The sequence below is a fragment of the Rhodanobacter glycinis genome, from assembly GCF_900114325.1.
GTDB classification, from domain to species: domain Bacteria; phylum Pseudomonadota; class Gammaproteobacteria; order Xanthomonadales; family Rhodanobacteraceae; genus Rhodanobacter_A; species Rhodanobacter_A glycinis.
Genome location: NZ_FOSR01000006.1, coordinates 144,729 through 162,798, shown reverse-complemented (window position 1 = coordinate 162,798; position 18,070 = coordinate 144,729). Strand labels below are relative to the sequence as shown.

Genomic DNA, 18,070 nt, shown 5'->3' with positions numbered 1-18,070 from the left:
TCAAAGCCATCGCGCACAGGGTGCGCTCCTACAGGATTTCTCACGATGACTCAGCCTTTGTGGCAAAAATCCGGTATCCAGATTGATGCGAAGATCATGCGCTTCCTTGCCGGTGACGACGTGCTGCTCGATCGCGAGTTCTTCCTGCACGACATCACCGCTAGCAAGGCGCACGTGGAAGGGCTGGCCCACATCGATGTAGTCAGCATCGATGAGGCGGCGGCATTGAAGCGTGAGCTGGATGCGCTGGCGGACGATTTCCGCAGCGGCGCGTTCGTGCTGGATGATCGCTACGAGGATGGTCATTCCGCCATCGAGGCACGGCTGACCGAACGGCTGGGTGACGCCGGTCGTCGCGTGCACACCGGGCGCAGCCGCAACGACCAGGTGCTGGTCGCCACGCGCCTGTGGCTGAAGGACAAGCTGGTTGCACTGGAAACGCATTGCCGCGCGATCGCCGAGGTCTGCCTGGAGCGCGCCGCGCAGCCGGCCGTGCCGCTGCCGGGCTATACCCATTTGCAGCGCGCGGTGGTGTCGTCCACCGCGATGTGGTTTGCCGGCTTCGCCGAGGGTTTCATCGACAACGCCCTGCGTGCGCGCCAGACGCTGGCCCTGATCGATGCCAATCCGCTCGGCACCGCAGCCGGCTATGGCGTGAACCTGAAGCTGGATCGCGAGCACACGACCAAGGCACTGGGTTTCTCGCGCATGCAGGTGTCGCCGATCTACGCCCAGCTTTCGCGCGGCAAGTTCGAGATGGCCGTGCTGGAAGCCATTGCCAGCGCGATGCTCGACCTGCGCCGGCTGGCCTGGGATCTGTCGCTGTTCACCACCGCCGAATTCAACTTCGTGAAGCTGCCGGCCGAATACACCACCGGCAGCTCGATCATGCCGAACAAGCGCAACCCCGACGTGGTGGAACTGCTGCGTGCCAGCTACGCCAGCGTGGCCGCGGCGCGCACCGAGATCGAACAATTGCTGTCGCTTCCCACCGGCTACCAGCGCGACCTGCAGTTCTCCAAAGGCTCGATTTTCCATGGTGTGCGTCATGGCCTGATGGCTTTGGAACTGGTGCCCGATCTGCTGGCACGGCTGCAGTGGAACGACGAGGTGATGCGCGCGGCGATCGAGCCGACGATGTACGCCACCGACGTGGCGATCGAACAGGCCGCCGCTGGCGTGCCGTTCCGCGACGCCTACCGGGCCGCCGCGGAAGCAGCTGCATCGGCAGGTGCCGGACGCACGCCCGAGGCCAGTCTGGCAGCGCGCACGTCGCCGGGGGCGGGTGACGATCTCAGGCTGGACGAGCTTGCGGCACGTTTGGCTGCGATCGAGCCTCCCGTCAACTAGGCAAGGACACCATGCCGATGTCGCGTGTGCATTCATCCAACAATTTCGATGCCGTGCGCTTGCTTGCCGCAGGCATGGTGTTGTGCTCACACCAGTTCGCGCTTACTGCCAGGTCGCAGACCTTCATGTTCGGCAGGATGACGCTCGGTACCGTTGGCGTACTGGTGTTCTTCTCGGTCAGTGGTTACCTGGTCGCGCTGAGTTGGGACCGTGACCCGCATGTGCTGCGCTTCGCGGCCAAGCGCTTGTTGCGAATCTGGCCCGGCCTGGCCGTGGTCACGCTTGTCGCAGCCTGCTTGCTCGGCCCGCTGGTGACTACCTGGAATCTGGCTGACTATGTCCGCTCGCCGCTGACCCGGGATTATTTCTCACAGTTGTACTTCTCCATCCAGCAATACCTGCCAGGGGTGTTCGAACACAGCCCGTTCCCCATCGTGAATGGTTCGCTATGGACGATTCCCATCGAAGTGCGCTGGTATGGCGTGTTGCTTCTGGTCGGAGCTTGCGGTTTGCTTCGACATTCCCTGCGCGGTGCGTTGCTGGGGCTGGTGTGTGCCTATGCGGTATACATCTACCTGGTGTATGACGTGCAACACAATCCTGATGCGGGACTCTTCCACCCGGGCTTCGGGTGCGAATACGGATCCTTCTTTTGCTATGGGGCGGCCCTGTTCCGCTTCCGCGAAACATGGCAGCGCCATCCGTGGCGACTGCTTGCAGCGCTGGTCGTGCTGGGCACGATCCTGGCTGCGTGTGGGTACGGCTACGCAGCTCTCTACGTGTTACTCCCCTTCGTGGTGATTCGCGTGGGTACGTGGTCGACACCGGTATTGCGGCGCTGTGGCCGGTTCGGGGATTTTTCCTACGGAATCTACATTTACGCTTTCATGGTGCAAAAGACGTTGGTGCAATGGCTGGGGACCCACCAGCCATATGCGGTCGGTCTGTTCTTGGCAGTGGTATTCACCCTGCCGTTTGCGGTGCTGTCGTGGTACCTGGTGGAGCGTCCGGCCCTGGGGCTCAAACGCCATTTGCCGGGCACCGGAGCCTCGGCCACGAACGTTTCCAGTCCGAGCGCAGCCGGGGCTGCGTTGGTCAATGCGGCACCGGCCACTCATGCCGGTGGCGTTGCGGTCATGTCGACGGAGCCTGACGCATGAGCATGCAAAGCACGCTACCGGAACAGCCGCTGCCTCCTTGGCGGCGCGCGGTACTCAAGGTCGGCAGCAACCTGCTGGCGGCGGACGGTGGCGGTTTGACGCCGCGCTTCGCGGAGGCGCTGGCCAGCTTCATGGCAAGCAGCCATGCCGGCGGCAGACAGGTGGTGCTGGTGTCCTCGGGGGCGGTGGCGGCGGGTCGGGCGCTGTTGCACGCGCGCGCATCCGCGGGCCGCGACCTGGCGGCGCGCCAGGCGATGGCGTCGCTGGGGCAGGCGCCGATGATCGGGTTGTGGCAATCGCTGTCGGCGCGGCCGGTGGCGCAGGTATTGCTGACCCATGACGACCTGCGCAACCGCCGCCGCTACCTCAATGCGCGGGCCACCTTGCTGGGCCTGCTGGCGCTGGATGCGGTGCCGGTGGTCAACGAGAACGACACTGTGGCGGTGGATGAGCTCAAGCTCGGCGACAATGACAATCTTGCCGCGATCGTGGCGGCCCTGGTCGATGCCGACCTGTTGCTGATTGCCTCCGACGTGGACGCCTTGTACACCGCCGATCCACGACGCGACCCGGCCGCTACGCCGATTGCGCAGGCCGATGCGGTGACGCCGGCGTTGATGGCGATGGCCGGCGGCAGCGGCAGTATCGTGGGAACCGGCGGCATGCGTACCAAGCTGGAGGCGGCAGAGAAGGCCGGTGCAGCGGGCATTCCCACCGCGTTGTTCGACGGGCGCAATACGGCCACCGTGCAAGCCCTCGCGCAAGGACAGCTTCGCGGCACGCTGATCCATGCGCCGCACACACGCATGCAGGCGCGCAAATACTGGTTGCTGCACGCACCGGCAAGCAGCGGTCGGATTCGCATCGATGCCGGCGCGGCACGCGCACTCAGCCATGGCCATGCCTCGCTGCTGCCGGGCGGCATCCTCGCTGCCGAGGGTGAATTCCAGCGCGGCGACCTGGTGGAAATCATCGATGCCAGCGAACGAAGAATCGCGCGCGGCCTGAGTCAGTACGCGGCGGTCGAAGTGCGTCGCCTGGCCGGACGACACAGCCGGGAGATCGAAACATTGCTTGGCTACAGTCACGGCACCGAAGTGGTGCATCGCGATGACCTGGCAAACATGCCTGATCGATTGGAGCCGGCAGCTTGACGCGATGACAGCACGGCGATGCGGGAAAAAGCCTGTCGCAATGAGGCGTTGTCAGCCCCGGATCGAGGCGTCGCGTTGCAATCGCGCTTGAAGGCCCCATGTTCATGGGAATAAGTTTTTCACACCAACCCTGTTTGAGGACGATGACCCAGCTAAGAAAATTTCGCCAACAAACCGTGCCGCCATGGCGCAGAGCCGTACTCAAGGTGGGCAGCAGCCTGCTCGCCGCCGACAGCGGAGGGCTCAGTACACGCCATGCGCTCGGTCTGGCGCAATTCATTGCTTCGTGTCATGCCTCGGGTCGCGAGGTGGTACTCGTATCGTCCGGTGCCGTGGCGGCGGGACGCCTGCTGATGCAGCACCTGCCGGAAGATGCCAGCAACGCCGCGCGCCAGGCCATGGCCGCGCTGGGACAGACCCAGACAGTGGCCTTGTGGCAACGTCTGTTTGATCGTCCCTTGGCACAAGTGCTGCTGACTCATGACGATCTGCGCAACCGGCGTCGTTACCTCAACGCGCGTGCCACGCTGAGCGAATTGCTCGCGCTCAACGTGATGCCGGTGGTCAACGAGAACGACACCGTGGCGGTGGACGAACTCACCCTGGGTGACAACGACAACCTGGCCGCGATCGTGGCGGCGCTCATCGATGCCGACATGCTGTTGATCGCCACGGATATCGACGGCTTGTACACGGCCGATCCGCGCAGCAATCCCGATGCGCAGCCCATCGACGAAGTGCACGAGCTCACCGCGGAAATCATGGGCATGGCCGGTGCCGCCGGCAGTCGTGTCGGCACGGGCGGCATGCGCACCAAGCTGGAAGCCGCCGAGAAGGCGGCTGCCGCCGGCATCCAGACCATTCTTTTCAATGGTCGCGACAACGAAGTGGTCAACCTGCTGTCGCGCGACCTGCTCCATGGCACCTTGCTGCGAACCAGTGCCACCCGGATGCAGGCGCGCAAGTACTGGCTGCTGCATGTTCCCGCCGTGCCGGGCTGCATCCACGTGGATGCCGGTGCGGCACGCGCGCTCAGCGAGGGCGGTGCGTCCTTGCTGCCGAAGGGCGTCATCGATGCCGTCGGCGAGTTCCAGCGTGGCGACATGGTCGAGATCGTGGGCGACAGTCCCGATGGCGAGCCGTATGTCGTCGCGCGTGGCATCACCCAGTACGGCGCCGCCGAGATCAACCAGCTGGCCCGCAGCCATACACGCGACATCCGGCAAAAGCTCGGCTACAGCTACGGCGAGAGCGTCATGCATCGCGATGACATGGTCATCACCACCGATTCGGGAGTCATTTCATGAAGGGTTCCGTTCGCGATTCCGCGATTCTCTGCAAGCAGGCGGCCGTGCAAATTGCCGAGCTGTCCACCGATGCCAAGAACGCCTTGCTGCGTGCGATGGCCGACGCGCTGGAGGCGCAGGCCACGACGATCCTGGCCGCCAATGCCGAGGACATGACGGCGGCGCGCGAGAAGGGCATCGGCGAAGCCATGCTCGATCGACTGGCGCTGGATGAAGGCCGCGTGCGCGGCATCGCCGAGGCCTTGCGCCAGGTCGCCGCGTTGCCCGACCCGGTGGGGCAGGTGACGCGCAGCGAGCGCTCGGCCAAGGGCTTCACCATCGAGCGCGTACGCGTGCCGCTCGGCGTGATCGCGATGATCTACGAGGCACGGCCCAACGTCACCGCCGATGCCGCGGCGCTATGCCTCAAGGCCGGCAACGGCGTGATCCTGCGCGGCGGTTCGGAGGCGGTGCGTTCCAACCGTGCGATCGCCGCTTGCCTGTGCGGCGTATTGCGCGAAGCGGGCCTGTCCGAACACGCGTTGATGTTGCTGGACGACCTCAGCCGCGAGGCGATGCTCGAGTTGATGCAGCTGTCCGAGATCGTCGACCTGATCATCCCGCGCGGCGGCGAGGGGTTGATCCGCTTCGTCACCGAGAACGCGCGCGTGCCGGTGATCAAGCACTACAAGGGCGTGTGCCATCTGTACGTCGACGCCAAGGCCAACCTGGACAAGGCGCTGGACATCCTGATCGATGGCAAGACCTCGCGGCCGTCCGCCTGCAATGCGCTGGAGACGCTGCTGGTGCATGCCGACGTGGCGGCGGCCTTCCTGCCGCGCGCGGCCAGGGCCCTGCGAGAGCGCCGGGTGGAACTGCTGGGCGACGAACGCGCACGCGCGCTATGCCCGAACATGGGGCCGGCCAGTGACGACGATTTCGCCACCGAATTCTTGAGCCTCAAGCTGACCGTCGGCATCGTGGACAGCAAGGACGCGGCGATCGCGCACATCCGTCGCCATGGCTCCGATCACACCGAAGTGATCGCGACCGAGGATCAGGCCGCAGCCGAGTGCTTCGTGCATGCGATGCGTTCGGCGGTGGTGATGGTCAACGCCTCGTCGCGCTTCAGCGATGGTGGCGAGCTGGGCCTGGGCGCCGAGATCGGCATCTCCACCACCCGCCTGCACGCCTACGGCCCGATGGGCGCCGAGTCACTGACGGTGGAGCGGTTCGTGGTGCGCGGGGATGGCCAGGTAAGGCATCCGCAGTCGAGGCTTCCGACGCCCTGAGTCGACTCGGGACGTCGGAAACCCGGTGCCGGTCAGTTCACCGGCACCGGCGCGGCTGCCGGCGCGGTTGAACTGGCCGGTGCAGGCAACGGCTGCACCGGCGTGGCGTCGCTGGGACGCCAGCGCATGCGGCCGGTGTCGAACTCGTCATAGGCCACCTGGTAGGAGGCAATCGCCTGGTCGAGCTGGGTCTGGTCGAGCTGCGGGTAAGGCGTGGCGTCGCCGGTCAGCACGTTGGGCTTGACCTGCTCGACCTTGCGGCCCGGCGACAGGATGGTCAGGCGATCGCCCTTCAGGTAACCGAGGTTCTGGTAGGTCGACGGGAAGGCACGTTCGTCACCGGCCGGCAGCTTCATGATGTCGTAGCCGAAGAAGCGGCTGCGGTAGCTGAAGTTCAGCAGGCCAAGCACGGTCGGTGCGATGTCGATCTGCGACATCATCCGGTCGACGCGTTGCGGCTTGATCTGGTCCGGCGCATAGATGATCAGCGGAATGTGGTACTGGTTGACCGGGATGCGCGTGCGGCCGGCGCTGGAGGCGCAGTGGTCGGCGGTGATCACGAACACCGTGTCCTTGAAGTACGGCTTGGCGCGCATGCGCTTGATGAAGTCGCCGATCGCCCAGTCGGTGTATTTCACTGCGCCGTCGCGGCTGCCCTGCGGCAGGTCCACGCGGTCCTTCGGCCAGCTGTAGGGCCGGTGGTTGGAGGTGGTCATGATGTGCAGGAAGAACGGCTTGTTCTCGCCATGGATGGTGTCCATCTGCTGCATGGCCAGAGTGAACAGATCCTCGTCGGCCACGCCCCACACGTTCTCCGAATGGATGGTCGCGCCGGCCGGGATGTCGCGGCGGTCGATGTCCTTGTAGCCGTTGTGTCCGAAGAAGTAGTTCATGTTGTCGAAGTAGCCGTAGCCACCGTAGACGAACTCCGACACGTAGCCGCGCTGGTTGAAGATGTCCGCCAGCGAGAACAGGCCCTCGTTGTGCTTCTGCTTGACCAGCGAGTCGCCGGGCGTCGGCGGCACCGACAGCGACAGCGCTTCCAGGCCGCGCACGGTACGCGTGCCGTTGGCGTACATGTGCTCGAAGAACAGGCTCTGGTCGGCCAGCTTGTTCAGGTTGGGCGTCAGGTCCTTCTTGTCGCCGAAGGCGGCAAGGTATTTCCCGGACAGGCTTTCCACGCTGATCAGCACCACGTTGAGATGCTTCTCCGGGCCCGCGTTGCGGATGATGCGGGTGAGGTCGTGGGGATCGTTGCTGACGAAGGTGGCATCCGGCGTCTGCAACATCTTGCGCACGATGGCATAAGCCTCGCCGTCCGGCAGCGTGCGGTAGAAGCGATGGAAGTTCAGCTTGGAATTGCGGAAGGCGGCGAAGAATTCGTAGATGCCGTTACCGGCCAGCGAATCGACGTAGACGTTCTGCAGGCGGTTCTTGGTTTCCGAATTGACGGCCATGGCGCTGACCACGGTCAGCCCCAGCCAGACCGCGACGACGATGCTGCGCTGGCCGAAGCGGCTGGTGTCGTCGCGGGTGCGCAGGCGGCGCCGGGTGGCCACGAAAATGATGATCGCGGCCACCGCCAGCATGGTTATCCAGCGTGCGATCGGGTACGACTCTTCGATGTTGCCGATCACTTCGCGGGTGTAGACGAGGTAATCCACCGCGATAAAATTGAAGCGCGTGCTGAATTCGTTCCAGAAAGTCAGCTCCGAGGCGCCGACGAACAACAGCCCGAACAGCAGCAGCAGGCAGAAGATGTAGAGCACCCACTGGCCGACCCTGGACGTGTAGGTGAAGGCGGTCAGTGGCAGCGCGAACAGGAATGGAATCACCGCGGGCCACGCCGTTTTCCAGCTGGCGTCGAACGACAGCCGGAGCGCACCCAGGCAGATCGCGCACAGCAGCACCACCGTCAGCGCATACAGCGACCAGTGCTTCCAGCCGGACATGCGCCCGCGCCGGGTCGGCACCAGCCACAGCAGCAGCACCATCGGCCACGCAAAATAGATGAAGGTGATCAGGTCATAGCCCAGGCCCACCCCAAAGGCGTACAGCCAATACAGCGGGTTCGCCGGCACGCCGGAGCCCGTCATCAGCAGCAGGATCAGCCGGGTGACGAACGAGATGGCGATGAAACACACGCCAAGCCAGATCAGCGGCCGGAAACGTGTTGCGAGAGGCGAAGCAGGGCGGGAGAACATGCGTGGTCTGGCCTTGGAAAAGGGATCGTCTGGAGTCGGGCTCCGGCATGGCGCGTAATGCCATGCCGTCGAGGGTATCCGCATCCCGCCCGGAGTGCGACAACCCGCGGGCGGGAGCGGCCGCCCGATGGTATCGACGGTGGTGCCGGGATGCCTTGTCGCTTCGGTTGCTGGCCATCGGCGAGACGCGCCGGGTGGCGTGCCAGCGAGCCGTCCGGGTCAGTGCCCGGGCGCGGCCCAGGCCCGCACCGCCTCGGCGAAGGCCAGGCAATCGGCGAAGCGGTTGTATAACGGCACAGGAGAGATTCGGATGACGTCCGGCTCGCGCCAGTCGCCGACGATGCCATGAGCCATCAAATAATCGAACAACGCGCGCCCGCGTTCGCGACCACCCAAGACGCGGATGGAAAGTTGCACGCCACGGCGTTCGGGTTCGGCCGGGGTGACGATCTCCAGCACGTCGCCGAGCTGGCTGCGCACCAGCCATTCCAGGTAACCGGTGAGCTGTTCCGACTTCGCGCGCAGGCGGGCCATGCCGGCGCGGTGGAAGATTTCCAGCGACACCCGCAGCGGGGCCAGCGCGAGGATCGGCGGGTTGGACAACTGCCAGCCGTCGGCGCCGGGCGTGGGCACGAATTCGGGGCCCATCTGGAAGCGGGTGGTCTTGTCGTGGCCCCACCAGCCGGCGAAGCGCGGCAGCACGGCCGTGGCGTGGCGCTCGTGCACGAAGGCGCCACCTACCGCACCCGGGCCCGAGTTCAGGTATTTGTAGCTGCACCAGATGGCGAAGTCGGCACCGCTGTCGTGCAATTGCAGTGGCAGGTTGCCGACGGCATGGGCCAGGTCGAAACCGACCATGCAGCCGTGGCGGTGGCCAAGCGCCGTGATGGCCTTGAGGTCGAACGCCTGGCCGGTGCGGTATTGCACGCCGGGCAGCATCACCAGTGCGATGCGTGAACCGTGTTCGGCCAGCGCGCGTTCGATGGCGGCCATCGACAGGGTGCCGTTCGGTTCGTCGCCTTGCAGCTCGATCAGCGCGTCGGCGGGGTCGAAGCCGTGGAAGCGGACCTGCGATTCAAGCGCGTAGCGATCGGTAGGGAAGGCACCGGCTTCCATCAGGATCGCCGGGCGCTCGGCCGTGGGGCGGTAGAAGCTCACCATCATCAGGTGCAGGTTCACGCCCAGCGTGTTCATCGTCACCACTTCGGACGGCCGTGCACCGACCACTTCGGCGAGATGGTCGCGCACGAATTCGTGGTAGTTCATCCACGGCAGCTTGCCGGTGAAGTGCCCCTCGACGCCGAGTTCGCCCCAGCGGCCCAGTTCCGCGTTCACCGCCTCGTGCACGGCGCGTGGCTGCAGGCCCAGCGAATTGCCGCAGAAGTACACGCCGTCCTTGCCGTCATGCGGCGGGATCAGGAATTCGTCGCGAAATGCGCGCAGCGGATCGGCAGCATCGGCGGCTTGCGCCCAGGCGTGGGTGGCTTCGTAGGCAAGTGGCATGGGTACGTCTCTGATTCGTGCGGAATGACATGGGGCGGTGCGGCGACAAAAAAGGGTGTCCACGAGCTTTGGGAAAGGTCCGATTTTGCCCGTCATTCCTGCAAAAGCAGGAATCCAGCGCCTTTGCTTTCAATGGCCTATAGACGCTGGATCTCGGCTTGACCGGCCCTTCGGCCGTTGAGAGCCGCTGGGATGACGCTGCTGCAAAGTTTTGGTGCGAAGTGCCAGGCGCCCCGCGGAACAACAGCAGTCAGCCACCGAGCTGGGCGGCGAGGGCGTGACAGCCTTTGTCGAAGGCCGCTGTCCAGGCGGCACCGGCCTGGGTCTGCTGCGGGCGCACGCAGCGCAGCTGGATGGCGCGGTCGCCCTTGAACCAGTAGTACTCGAGGTAGTCGAACTGCGCGCCATTCTCGCGTGCGCTATAGGCGTTGCCGTTGATGTCGTCGGCGGGCCGCACGCCGGGCTGATAGCCGGTGAGGCCACGGGCCTTCGCGTCGGCACCGCTGCGGTAGGTGTTGAAGCCGTCCAGGTCGGCCACCTTCTTCACCGTGACCGTGATGCGCGCCAGGCTGGTGCTGGCGGTGGGTGACGGATCGGGCACCTGGAACACGTGCACTTCCGGGTCACCCGTGGTCTGCATGATGTCGACCCAGTTGGCCGGCGTGGTGAAGTGCACGCTGCCATCGGCCATGCTGACGTCATCGGCGTGGGCAACGGTGGCGGTGCCGGCCAGCAGCAGTGCGGCGGCAAGAATCGTCGTGTGGCGCAACAAGCTCATGCCTGCTCCTGTGGATGGGCGTCATTGATGAAGCGCTGGCGCGGCAGGCCCAGCCATTCCAGTGCGGTACCGTGGAACAGCCGTGCGCGGGTGGCGTCGTCGAGCTTGAGTGCCTCGATGCCGCTGCCGGGCTGTTGTTCCCCCAGCGGGAAAGGATAGTCGGTACCGAGCATCACGCGGTCGACGCCGGTCACATCCAGCAGATAGCGCAGGGCGTGGTCGTCGTGCACGCAGGAGTCGAAATACAGCTGCTTGAGGTACTCGCGCGGATTGCGCGGGTTGTCGGTGGCCACCAGGTCCGGGCGCATCTTGAAGCCGTGCTCGATGCGGCCGATGGTGTACGGGAAACTGCCGCCGCCGTGGGCCAGCATCACGCGCAGCTTCGGCAGCCGTTCCAGCACGCCACCGAAGGCCAGGCAACAACCGGCGCGGGATTGCTCGGCCGGCATGCCGACCAGCCATGGCATCCAGTACTTGGGCATGGACGCCGCGCCCATCATGTCCCACGGATGCACCATCACCGCGGCGCCCAGATCGGCGGCGGCCTCGAAGAACGGGAACAGTTCCGGTGCGTCCAGGTTCCAGTCGTTGCAGTGCGAGCCGACCTGCACGCCGGCCAGCCCCAGCTCGTCGATGCAGCGTTCCAGCTCGCGCACGGCCAGCTCCGGCGATTGCAGCGGTACCGTGCCCAGCCCGGCGTAATGACGAGGGTGGTCGCGGCACATGCCGGCCATGTGGTCGTTCAAATGACGATGCAGTTCCAGCGCCTGGTGGCCCGGAGCCCAGTACGAGAACAGTACCGGCACGGTGGAAATCACCTGCACGTCCACGTCGAAGCGGGCGTAGTCGTCGATGCGCGTCTGCGGATCGAAGGCCGAATCCCACACCTCGCGGAAGAACTTGCCATCCTTGTAGATGCGGTGGCGCCCATCGGTGTGTGTCATCACCGGAAAGCGGTTGTTGCCGTACTTGGTCGCCAGATTCGGCCAGTCACGGGGCAGGATGTGCGCGTGGGTATCGATCTTGAGCATCCTGCGAGTTTAGAACCTCGTGGCATAGGCGTCCCGCCGCGGTCGCACATCGGCAGGCCCGTCACGCAGCGGGGCGCGCAAGCTTGCTGTAGGAGCGGCTGAAGCCGCTCCTACACCGGGAAAGATCTTGAGCCGGTTCCTAGAACGCCACCGACAGGCTGAGCCGCGCGCCCTGGTCGCGATAGCGCGTGGCGAACTGGCCGAGGTAGCTGACATCCAGCGTGACGTTGCGCGCCAGCGGGAAGTCCGTGCCCAGGTTGGCGAACAGCGCATGGCGCGCGAGCGGCACGCCGGCAGCGGCGAAGCTGTCGCCGCCGGTGGCGAAGCGCATCGTGGCCACCGGCGTGATGTCGCCCCAGCCCTGCTGCCAGGCGAGGCTGGCGTGGAGGTGCAGGCCGGCCTTCGAGGTGAAGGTATCGCGCAGGCCCAGCGTGGCGCTGCTCACCGACGGGTCGGCGGCGGCCACCGCCAGCGCGGCCTGGCCGTTGCTTTCCCGCACCGCGCCGGCATGCAGTTGCGCGTGCGCCAGGTTCACGAACGGCTCCAGTTGCTGGCCGTGCGACAGCGTGAGGCGGTAGCCGGCTTCCACGTAGGCCTGGTCGCTGCGGACGTGGCGGCGGCTGGCGAGGCGTTCGTCGAAACCGGGGAAGTCCGTGGTGCGTTGCGTGTCCACGTCCTGCCAGGCGTGGATGGCGGCGGCGCGCAGCTGCAGTGCGCCGAATGAAGTGTCGCCATACACGCCCAGTTGGCGGCTGCGCACGTGCGCCGACGAGGCGCGCTGATCCACATCCAGCGAGTTCTGGCCGTGGCCGAGCAACAGGCCCAGGCGGCTGTCCATGCCCACGGTGCGATCCACGCCCAACAGCAGGCCGCTGCCGTTGGCGCGCAGCGAGGCCGCATTGCCGTCGCCATCGTCGCGGCCCCAGTGGCCCCAGCCGCTCAGCCACGCGTCGGTACCATCGGCCGTACGGGCTTCGGTGCCTTCGCCGAGGCCGAGCAGGTGGCGGTTGACCGCGTCGCGCACGTAGCGGTCGTCCTCGGCCAGCGCAGCGAGCGTGCCGGGGTAGATCTCACCACTCAACTGGTCGAACGCGTGCCGTGCCTGCGGCGCGTCCAGTTTCACCAGCGCGTCGTACACCGGCGTGCCCTGGCCCAGGCTCTCGGCGCCGTGCGCGGCGGCCTTTTCGTTGGGTGTGGCGCCCACGTCGGCGAAGCCGACGTCGTTGCGCTGCAGCGACAGGTTCACCGCATCGGCGGTGTAACTCAGCACCGGCACGAGGAAGGCGAGGCTGGACGTGGCCGAGGCGAATTGGCCGCTCACCCCGTTCGTCGCCGTCACAATGGTGTAGTCGGTGCGTGGCGCCCAGTTGCCCGATTGCGCCAGCACCAGCGCGCTGCCGCCCAGGATGTCGACCTTGCCGCCCGCCGCGAGCTGGTCGGCATGGCCGTCCGGCGTGGCGTCGATGCGCATGCTCGCGCCTTGTTCGATGGTGGCGTTGCCGCTCACGTGCAGCGTGCCGACGGAGTTGCCGGGGCTGAGCGTGCCGGCGAGGTCGAGGCCGCCGAGGGTGCCGATGCCGCCCAGCGTGGCGCCGGCGGCCACCGTCACCATGCCGCCGAGCGTGGCAGCCGCGTGGCTGTCGTCGCCCACCACCAGGCTGCCGGCCTGCACGGTGGTGGTGCCGGCGAACGGGTTGGTGCCGTTGACCGTGAGCGTGCCGGCGCCGGATTTCAGCAGCGTGCCGTGGCCGGACAGCGTGCCGTCGAAGCTGCCGTCGCTGGCCTGCGCGATGGACAGCGTGGCGTTGTCGGCGATCGCGCCGCGCAGGCTGGCGGTATCGCCGGCGAGCGTGCCCGCTTCGACCACGGTGCCGCCGGTATAGGTGTTGGCGCCGGTGAGCAGCAGGGTGCCGGTGCCGCGCTTGGTCAGGCTGCCGCTGCCGGACAACGCCTGGTCGACGGTGAAGGTGTTGCCCGCGTCGGCGATGTCGAAGCCGCCGCCGGCGCTACCCAGGGTGAGCGTGCGTGCGGTGCTCCGGAACGCGGTGCCGGTCACGCGCAGCGTGCCGCCGTCGAGGGTGAGGCCGCCGCTGGCCGCGCCGAGGTTGCCATCGCCGGACACGGACAGCGTGCCGCCATCGACGAAGGTGCCACCGGTGTAGGTGTTGGCGCCACCCAGCACCAGGGTGCCGAGGTCGGTCTTGGTCAGGCCGGCGCTGCCGGCGAGCACGTTGCCGATTGTCGCGGTCATGCCCGTGCCCGCGCCGGAACCGTCGCCCACGCGAATCACCGGCGCGCTGCCGCCCGCGCCCACCAAGGTCAGCGTGTCGCCGGTGAGCGTGTAGCCGTCGCTGGCGAATTGCAGGCCGGTAGCGCTGACCGTGCCGGCACCGTTGTCCACCGTGACCGTGCCCGCCGTGCCGCCGAAGATGGCGAAGCCCGGTTGTGGCTGCATCGCCGAGGTGACGTCGGCCTGTGCGTCGGTCCACACCGGCGCGGTGGTCGTCCAGGTGCCGCTGCCGCCGCCCATGTGGCTGGCGCTGGCTTGGCCGTTGGCATTCCAGATGTTCAGCGTGAGGCCGGTGGTGGCGATCAGGTTGATCTGCCCGTCGGCGCTGAGCGTCTGTAGTTGCAGGATGCTGCCGGTCGGCGTGCTGCCGAGGGCCACGCCGCCGTTGGTTTCGGTGAGCGAGCCGCCCCAGCGGAATACGTTGTAGAGGCCAGGCCCCATGCCACCGGCATCGGCGACGTTGAGCACGGCGCCGTCCAGTTCGAGGTTGCCGTCGACCTTCACGTTGTCGCCGGTGCCGAAGGTATGGAGATCCGCGCCGGGGGCGCCGAATTCGTAGTCGAGCACGCTGCCCGATGCGGCGACGAGATTGCCGCCGACGGTGAGCGTGCCGATCGACGCACCGGGTGCAAGATGGCCGCCGGACTGCACGGTGACGTCGCCGCCGATGCGGCCGTGGCCGCCCAGGGTGGCACCGTTTTCCACCTGCGCGCTGCCAGCGATGGCGGCGCTGGCGTGGGCGTCGTCGCCCACGATCAGCGTGCCGCCATGCACGTCGGTGAGACCGGTGTAGGTGTTGGCGCCGTTCAGGACCTGGCGGCCACCATCGAGCAGCAGGCCGCCGCTGCCGGCGATGACGCCGTCGAAGCTGTCGTGGGCGCGGCTCAGGGTCAGGGCCTGGCTGCCCAGTGTCACGGCACCGCTGCCGCCCAGGCTGGTGACACTGGCGCCACCACGGGTACCGGCGATATCGAACGTGCCGTTGTCGATCAGCCCGCTGGACGCGGCGATGCGGCCGGTGCCGGTCAGTGCCAGCGTGCCGGCCGCGATGGTGGTGCTGCCGGTGTAGCCGTTCACCCCGGCGAAGGTCGCGATGCCGAGGTCGTCGTCGAGCACCATGCTGCCGCCGGTGCCGCCGCCGATGCCGCCGTCGTCCAGCGTGCCATCGAAGCTCCAGTTAGACGCGCCGAGGTTGACGGTGAGCGTCTGCCCGCCCAGCGCCACGGTGCCACTGCCGCCGAGAGTGCCGATGCTGGCGCCGGCGCGGGTCTGCGAAATGTCGAAGCTGGCTCCGCCCTGGATGTCCAGGGTGCCGCTGATGGCGCCGTCGCCGGACAAGGCCAGCGTGCCGCCGTCGATGATCGTGCCCTGGTACGCATTGGCGTGACCGGTGACGGTGAGCGTGCCCGCGCCGTCCTTGAAGAGGATGCCGTAACCGCTCGTCGTGATCGGGCCCGACAGGGTGAGGTCGAAACCCTGGGTGTCGATGTGGGCGTAGTTGGTGAGGCTGAAAGCGCGCGCCGAAGCGAACGAGGCGCCGGCCTGCAGGGTGGCGTTGTCGATGTCGACCGCGCCGGCGCTGTCGCCGAGGTTGCCGTCGCTGGACACCGACAGCGTGCCTGCGTCGATCGTGGTGCCGCCGCCGTAGGTGTTCGCGCCGGTGAGCACGAGCGTGCCGGTGCCGGTCTTGGCAAGACTGCCGGCGCCGCTGACGATGCCGCCGAAGCTGCCGTCGGCAGCCTGGTTGAATACCAGCGCCGCGGCGTCGTCGATGTTGCCGGCCAGGCTGGTGCTGTCGCCGACCAGGGTGCCGGCGGCAATCGACCAGTCCTGCGCAGTGGAGCCGATGCCGGTCAGCGTCCAGGTGCTGGCGCCGCTCTTCTGGTAGCTGGCGAAGCCGGTCGCGGTGCCGGTGTCGAACGTGTTGCCGCCGATGGCGTTGTCGTCGCCGCCGAGGATGAAGCTGTCGCCGCCGACACCGCTGCCGCTGTTGCTGACCACGTTGCCGGTGATGCTCGAACCCGCACGCAGCAGCAGGGTGTTGCCGCCGCCGGAAAGCACCACCGCGTCGGCCTGGACGCCGCCGACGGACGACTGTCCACCGATCAGGCTGCCGCTGTTGTCGATCGACGTCTGCCCGCTGGCGACGATGGCTGCCGCGCCGGCGTTGGCATCCTGGCCGTTGCCGCCCTGGATGGTGCCGCCCGCGCGATTGACGATGACGGTCGCGCCCGCGCTGTCGTCGGGGGCGGCGATGTCGAGCACACGGATGGCGGTTCCGGCGATGATGCCACCCGTACCTGCGATGGTGCCGCTGTTGTCGATGCTGGCGCCGCTGGTGGCGGCGATCGCGGTACCACCGCTGGTGCTGATGTCGCTGAGGCCGCCGTCGTCGCCGAGGATGGCGGCGCCCGACTGGTTGACGATGCTTACGTTGCCGCTGGCGTCGATGCCGGTGCCGCCGAGGTTGCCGCTGCCGACCACGCCACCATAGCCGCCGCGGATGACGCCCCCGCTGCGATTGGTGACGGTGGCCTGCTCGCCGCTGGCGACGGCGATCGCGATGCCGGTGCCGCCGTGGCCGCCGCCGTTGTTGGAGCCGCCGTGGCCGCCTTCGATCAGCCCGCTGTTGCCGATGGTCACGTTGCCCGTGGCCTGGATGCCGTCGCCGCCCGTGCCGTTGCCGTTGAATCCGCCGGTGGCGTTGGCACCGATGCCGCCACGGAGGGTGCCGGCGTTGTCGATGATGAAAGTCTGCGCGCCGCTGGTGACGGCCGCGATACCGCTGCCGCCGATGGTGTAGTTGTCCAGGGTGTCGCCGCCGGCGATGCTGCCACCGGCCAGGTTGGTGACGTGGCTGCCGTTGCCGCCCGTGATGCCGGCGCCGGCGGCGGTGTGTGCGTCGCCGCCGGCGATGCTGCCGCTGTTGGTGACGAGGGTGCCGTCGCCGGCCAGGTCGATACCGGCCCCGCCTTCGCCGGCCAGGCCGCTGAAGCTGGTGATGCCGCCCGAGGCGCCGCCCGCGCCACCGGCGATGCTGCCGCTGTTGGTCAGGTTGCCGCTCGCGCCCGACACCAGGATGCCGTCGCCGCCGCCACCGCCGCCGCCGCTCCATTGGCCGCTGCCGCCATTGCCGCCCTGGCCGCCGGTGATGTTGCCGGCGTTGGTCAGCACGGTGGCGTCGGTCAGCGTCGCCAGCCCGGCACCGCCGGCGCCGCCGCCGCCGCCGATGCGGTCGCCGTTGCCCGCGTTGCCGCCGTGGCCGCCGGTGATAGCCAGGCCCGCGCCGACGGTGATACCCGTATCTGCGGTGTACACGCCGTCGCCGCCGCCACCGCCGCCACCGCTCATGAAGCTGGTGCCGGGGTCGGTTTGGCCGTCCGTGCCGTTGCCGCCGGTGACCGGTGTATTGCCCATGGTGGTGGCCCCCACGCTGCCGCCGTTGCCGCCGGCACTGATGGCCGAACCGCCATGGCCGCCGGCACCGCCGTTGCCGTTGCTGCCGGCGACGCCCGCCCAGCCGCTGCCGCCCTGGCCACCGCCGCCGTTGCCGTTGCCGCCGCTGCCGCCGTAGGCGCCACTGCCGGCACCGCCAGCACCGCCCTGGCTGCCGCCCACGGTGGCCCATACCGGCAGCGGAGCCAGGCTGGCCGACAGCGCCACGGCGCAGGCCACGGCGAGCAGGCGCCGGGATAGGCGCGAGGTCGTTGCGGCGGCAGTGCCGTGACGCGGCGGCATGGCCAGTTCCGAAGCCACCTGCATGACGCGCAGGGCGCGGTTCCAGACCAATCGGTAGGTGCGGTTCATTGCGGGAATTCCTCGAACAGGGAAGTGATGTAATGGGGGGGCACGCGTGCGCGGCCGGGGCGGATGCGTCGTGGAAACGGTTGCGGCGCACGCCCGTGGCAGGAGGTTCGGTCGGGACTGCGGTCTACCAGGGCGGCCAGTCGGGCGCAGGGCATGCGTGCACGGACGAATCGCGACGCACGCGGGCTTGCATGCTGCGATTACCGGCAGGCTTG

Annotated in this window: 10 protein-coding genes; 5 read left to right on the top strand and 5 right to left on the bottom strand. The window is 67.5% G+C overall.

Annotated elements, in window-relative coordinates:
• Positions 1-45: 45 nt before the first annotated feature.
• The 5 genes from argH to BMY90_RS08570 all read left to right on the top strand — a co-directional run bounded on the left by argH (position 46) and on the right by BMY90_RS08570 (position 6,242).
• Positions 46-1,350, top strand: coding sequence for an argininosuccinate lyase (gene argH / locus BMY90_RS08590; protein WP_092703274.1), 1,305 nt, complete (start codon positions 46-48; stop codon positions 1,348-1,350).
• A 17-nt stretch (positions 1,351-1,367) separates the two neighbouring features.
• Positions 1,368-2,510 carry an acyltransferase family protein gene (locus BMY90_RS08585; RefSeq protein WP_175481539.1) on the top strand — a complete coding sequence of 381 codons (1,143 nt, stop codon included), beginning with the start codon at positions 1,368-1,370 and terminating at the stop codon, positions 2,508-2,510.
• Positions 2,507-3,664: a glutamate 5-kinase gene (proB, locus tag BMY90_RS08580; RefSeq protein ID WP_092703270.1), complete on the top strand. Its 1,158-nt coding sequence runs from the start codon at positions 2,507-2,509 to the stop codon at positions 3,662-3,664. Before BMY90_RS08585 ends, proB (BMY90_RS08580) begins: the two co-directional genes overlap by 4 nt.
• A gap of 143 nt (positions 3,665-3,807) precedes the next feature.
• Positions 3,808-4,971: a glutamate 5-kinase gene (gene proB / locus BMY90_RS08575; RefSeq protein WP_037100026.1), complete on the top strand. Its 1,164-nt coding sequence runs from the start codon at positions 3,808-3,810 to the stop codon at positions 4,969-4,971.
• Complete coding sequence (locus BMY90_RS08570) at positions 4,968-6,242, top strand: glutamate-5-semialdehyde dehydrogenase (RefSeq protein WP_092703268.1); 1,275 nt, start codon at positions 4,968-4,970, stop codon at positions 6,240-6,242. Before proB (BMY90_RS08575) ends, BMY90_RS08570 begins: the two co-directional genes overlap by 4 nt.
• A 32-nt stretch (positions 6,243-6,274) precedes the next feature.
• Here the strand turns inward: BMY90_RS08570 and BMY90_RS08565 are convergent, their stop codons facing one another.
• The 5 genes from BMY90_RS08565 to BMY90_RS08545 form a co-directional block, all read right to left on the bottom strand.
• Positions 6,275-8,446 (bottom strand): LTA synthase family protein, encoded by a 2,172-nt coding sequence (locus BMY90_RS08565; protein ID WP_092703266.1) that lies wholly within the window; start codon positions 8,444-8,446, stop codon positions 6,275-6,277.
• A gap of 219 nt (positions 8,447-8,665) precedes the next feature.
• Positions 8,666-9,949, bottom strand: a complete 1,284-nt coding sequence (gene kynU, locus BMY90_RS08560) for a kynureninase (protein ID WP_008211935.1) — start codon at positions 9,947-9,949, stop codon at positions 8,666-8,668.
• A 250-nt stretch (positions 9,950-10,199) separates the two neighbouring features.
• Positions 10,200-10,727 carry a hypothetical protein gene (locus BMY90_RS08555; RefSeq protein WP_092703264.1) on the bottom strand — a complete coding sequence of 176 codons (528 nt, stop codon included), beginning with the start codon at positions 10,725-10,727 and terminating at the stop codon, positions 10,200-10,202.
• Complete coding sequence (locus tag BMY90_RS08550) at positions 10,724-11,758, bottom strand: amidohydrolase family protein (protein ID WP_092703262.1); 1,035 nt, start codon at positions 11,756-11,758, stop codon at positions 10,724-10,726. Before BMY90_RS08550 ends, BMY90_RS08555 begins: the two co-directional genes overlap by 4 nt.
• 139 nt (positions 11,759-11,897) lie before the next feature.
• A complete protein-coding gene (locus tag BMY90_RS08545) occupies positions 11,898-17,855 on the bottom strand; it encodes an autotransporter domain-containing protein (protein WP_092703260.1) in 5,958 nt (1,985 codons plus the stop codon).
• Between the last annotated feature and the right edge of the window lie 215 nt (positions 17,856-18,070).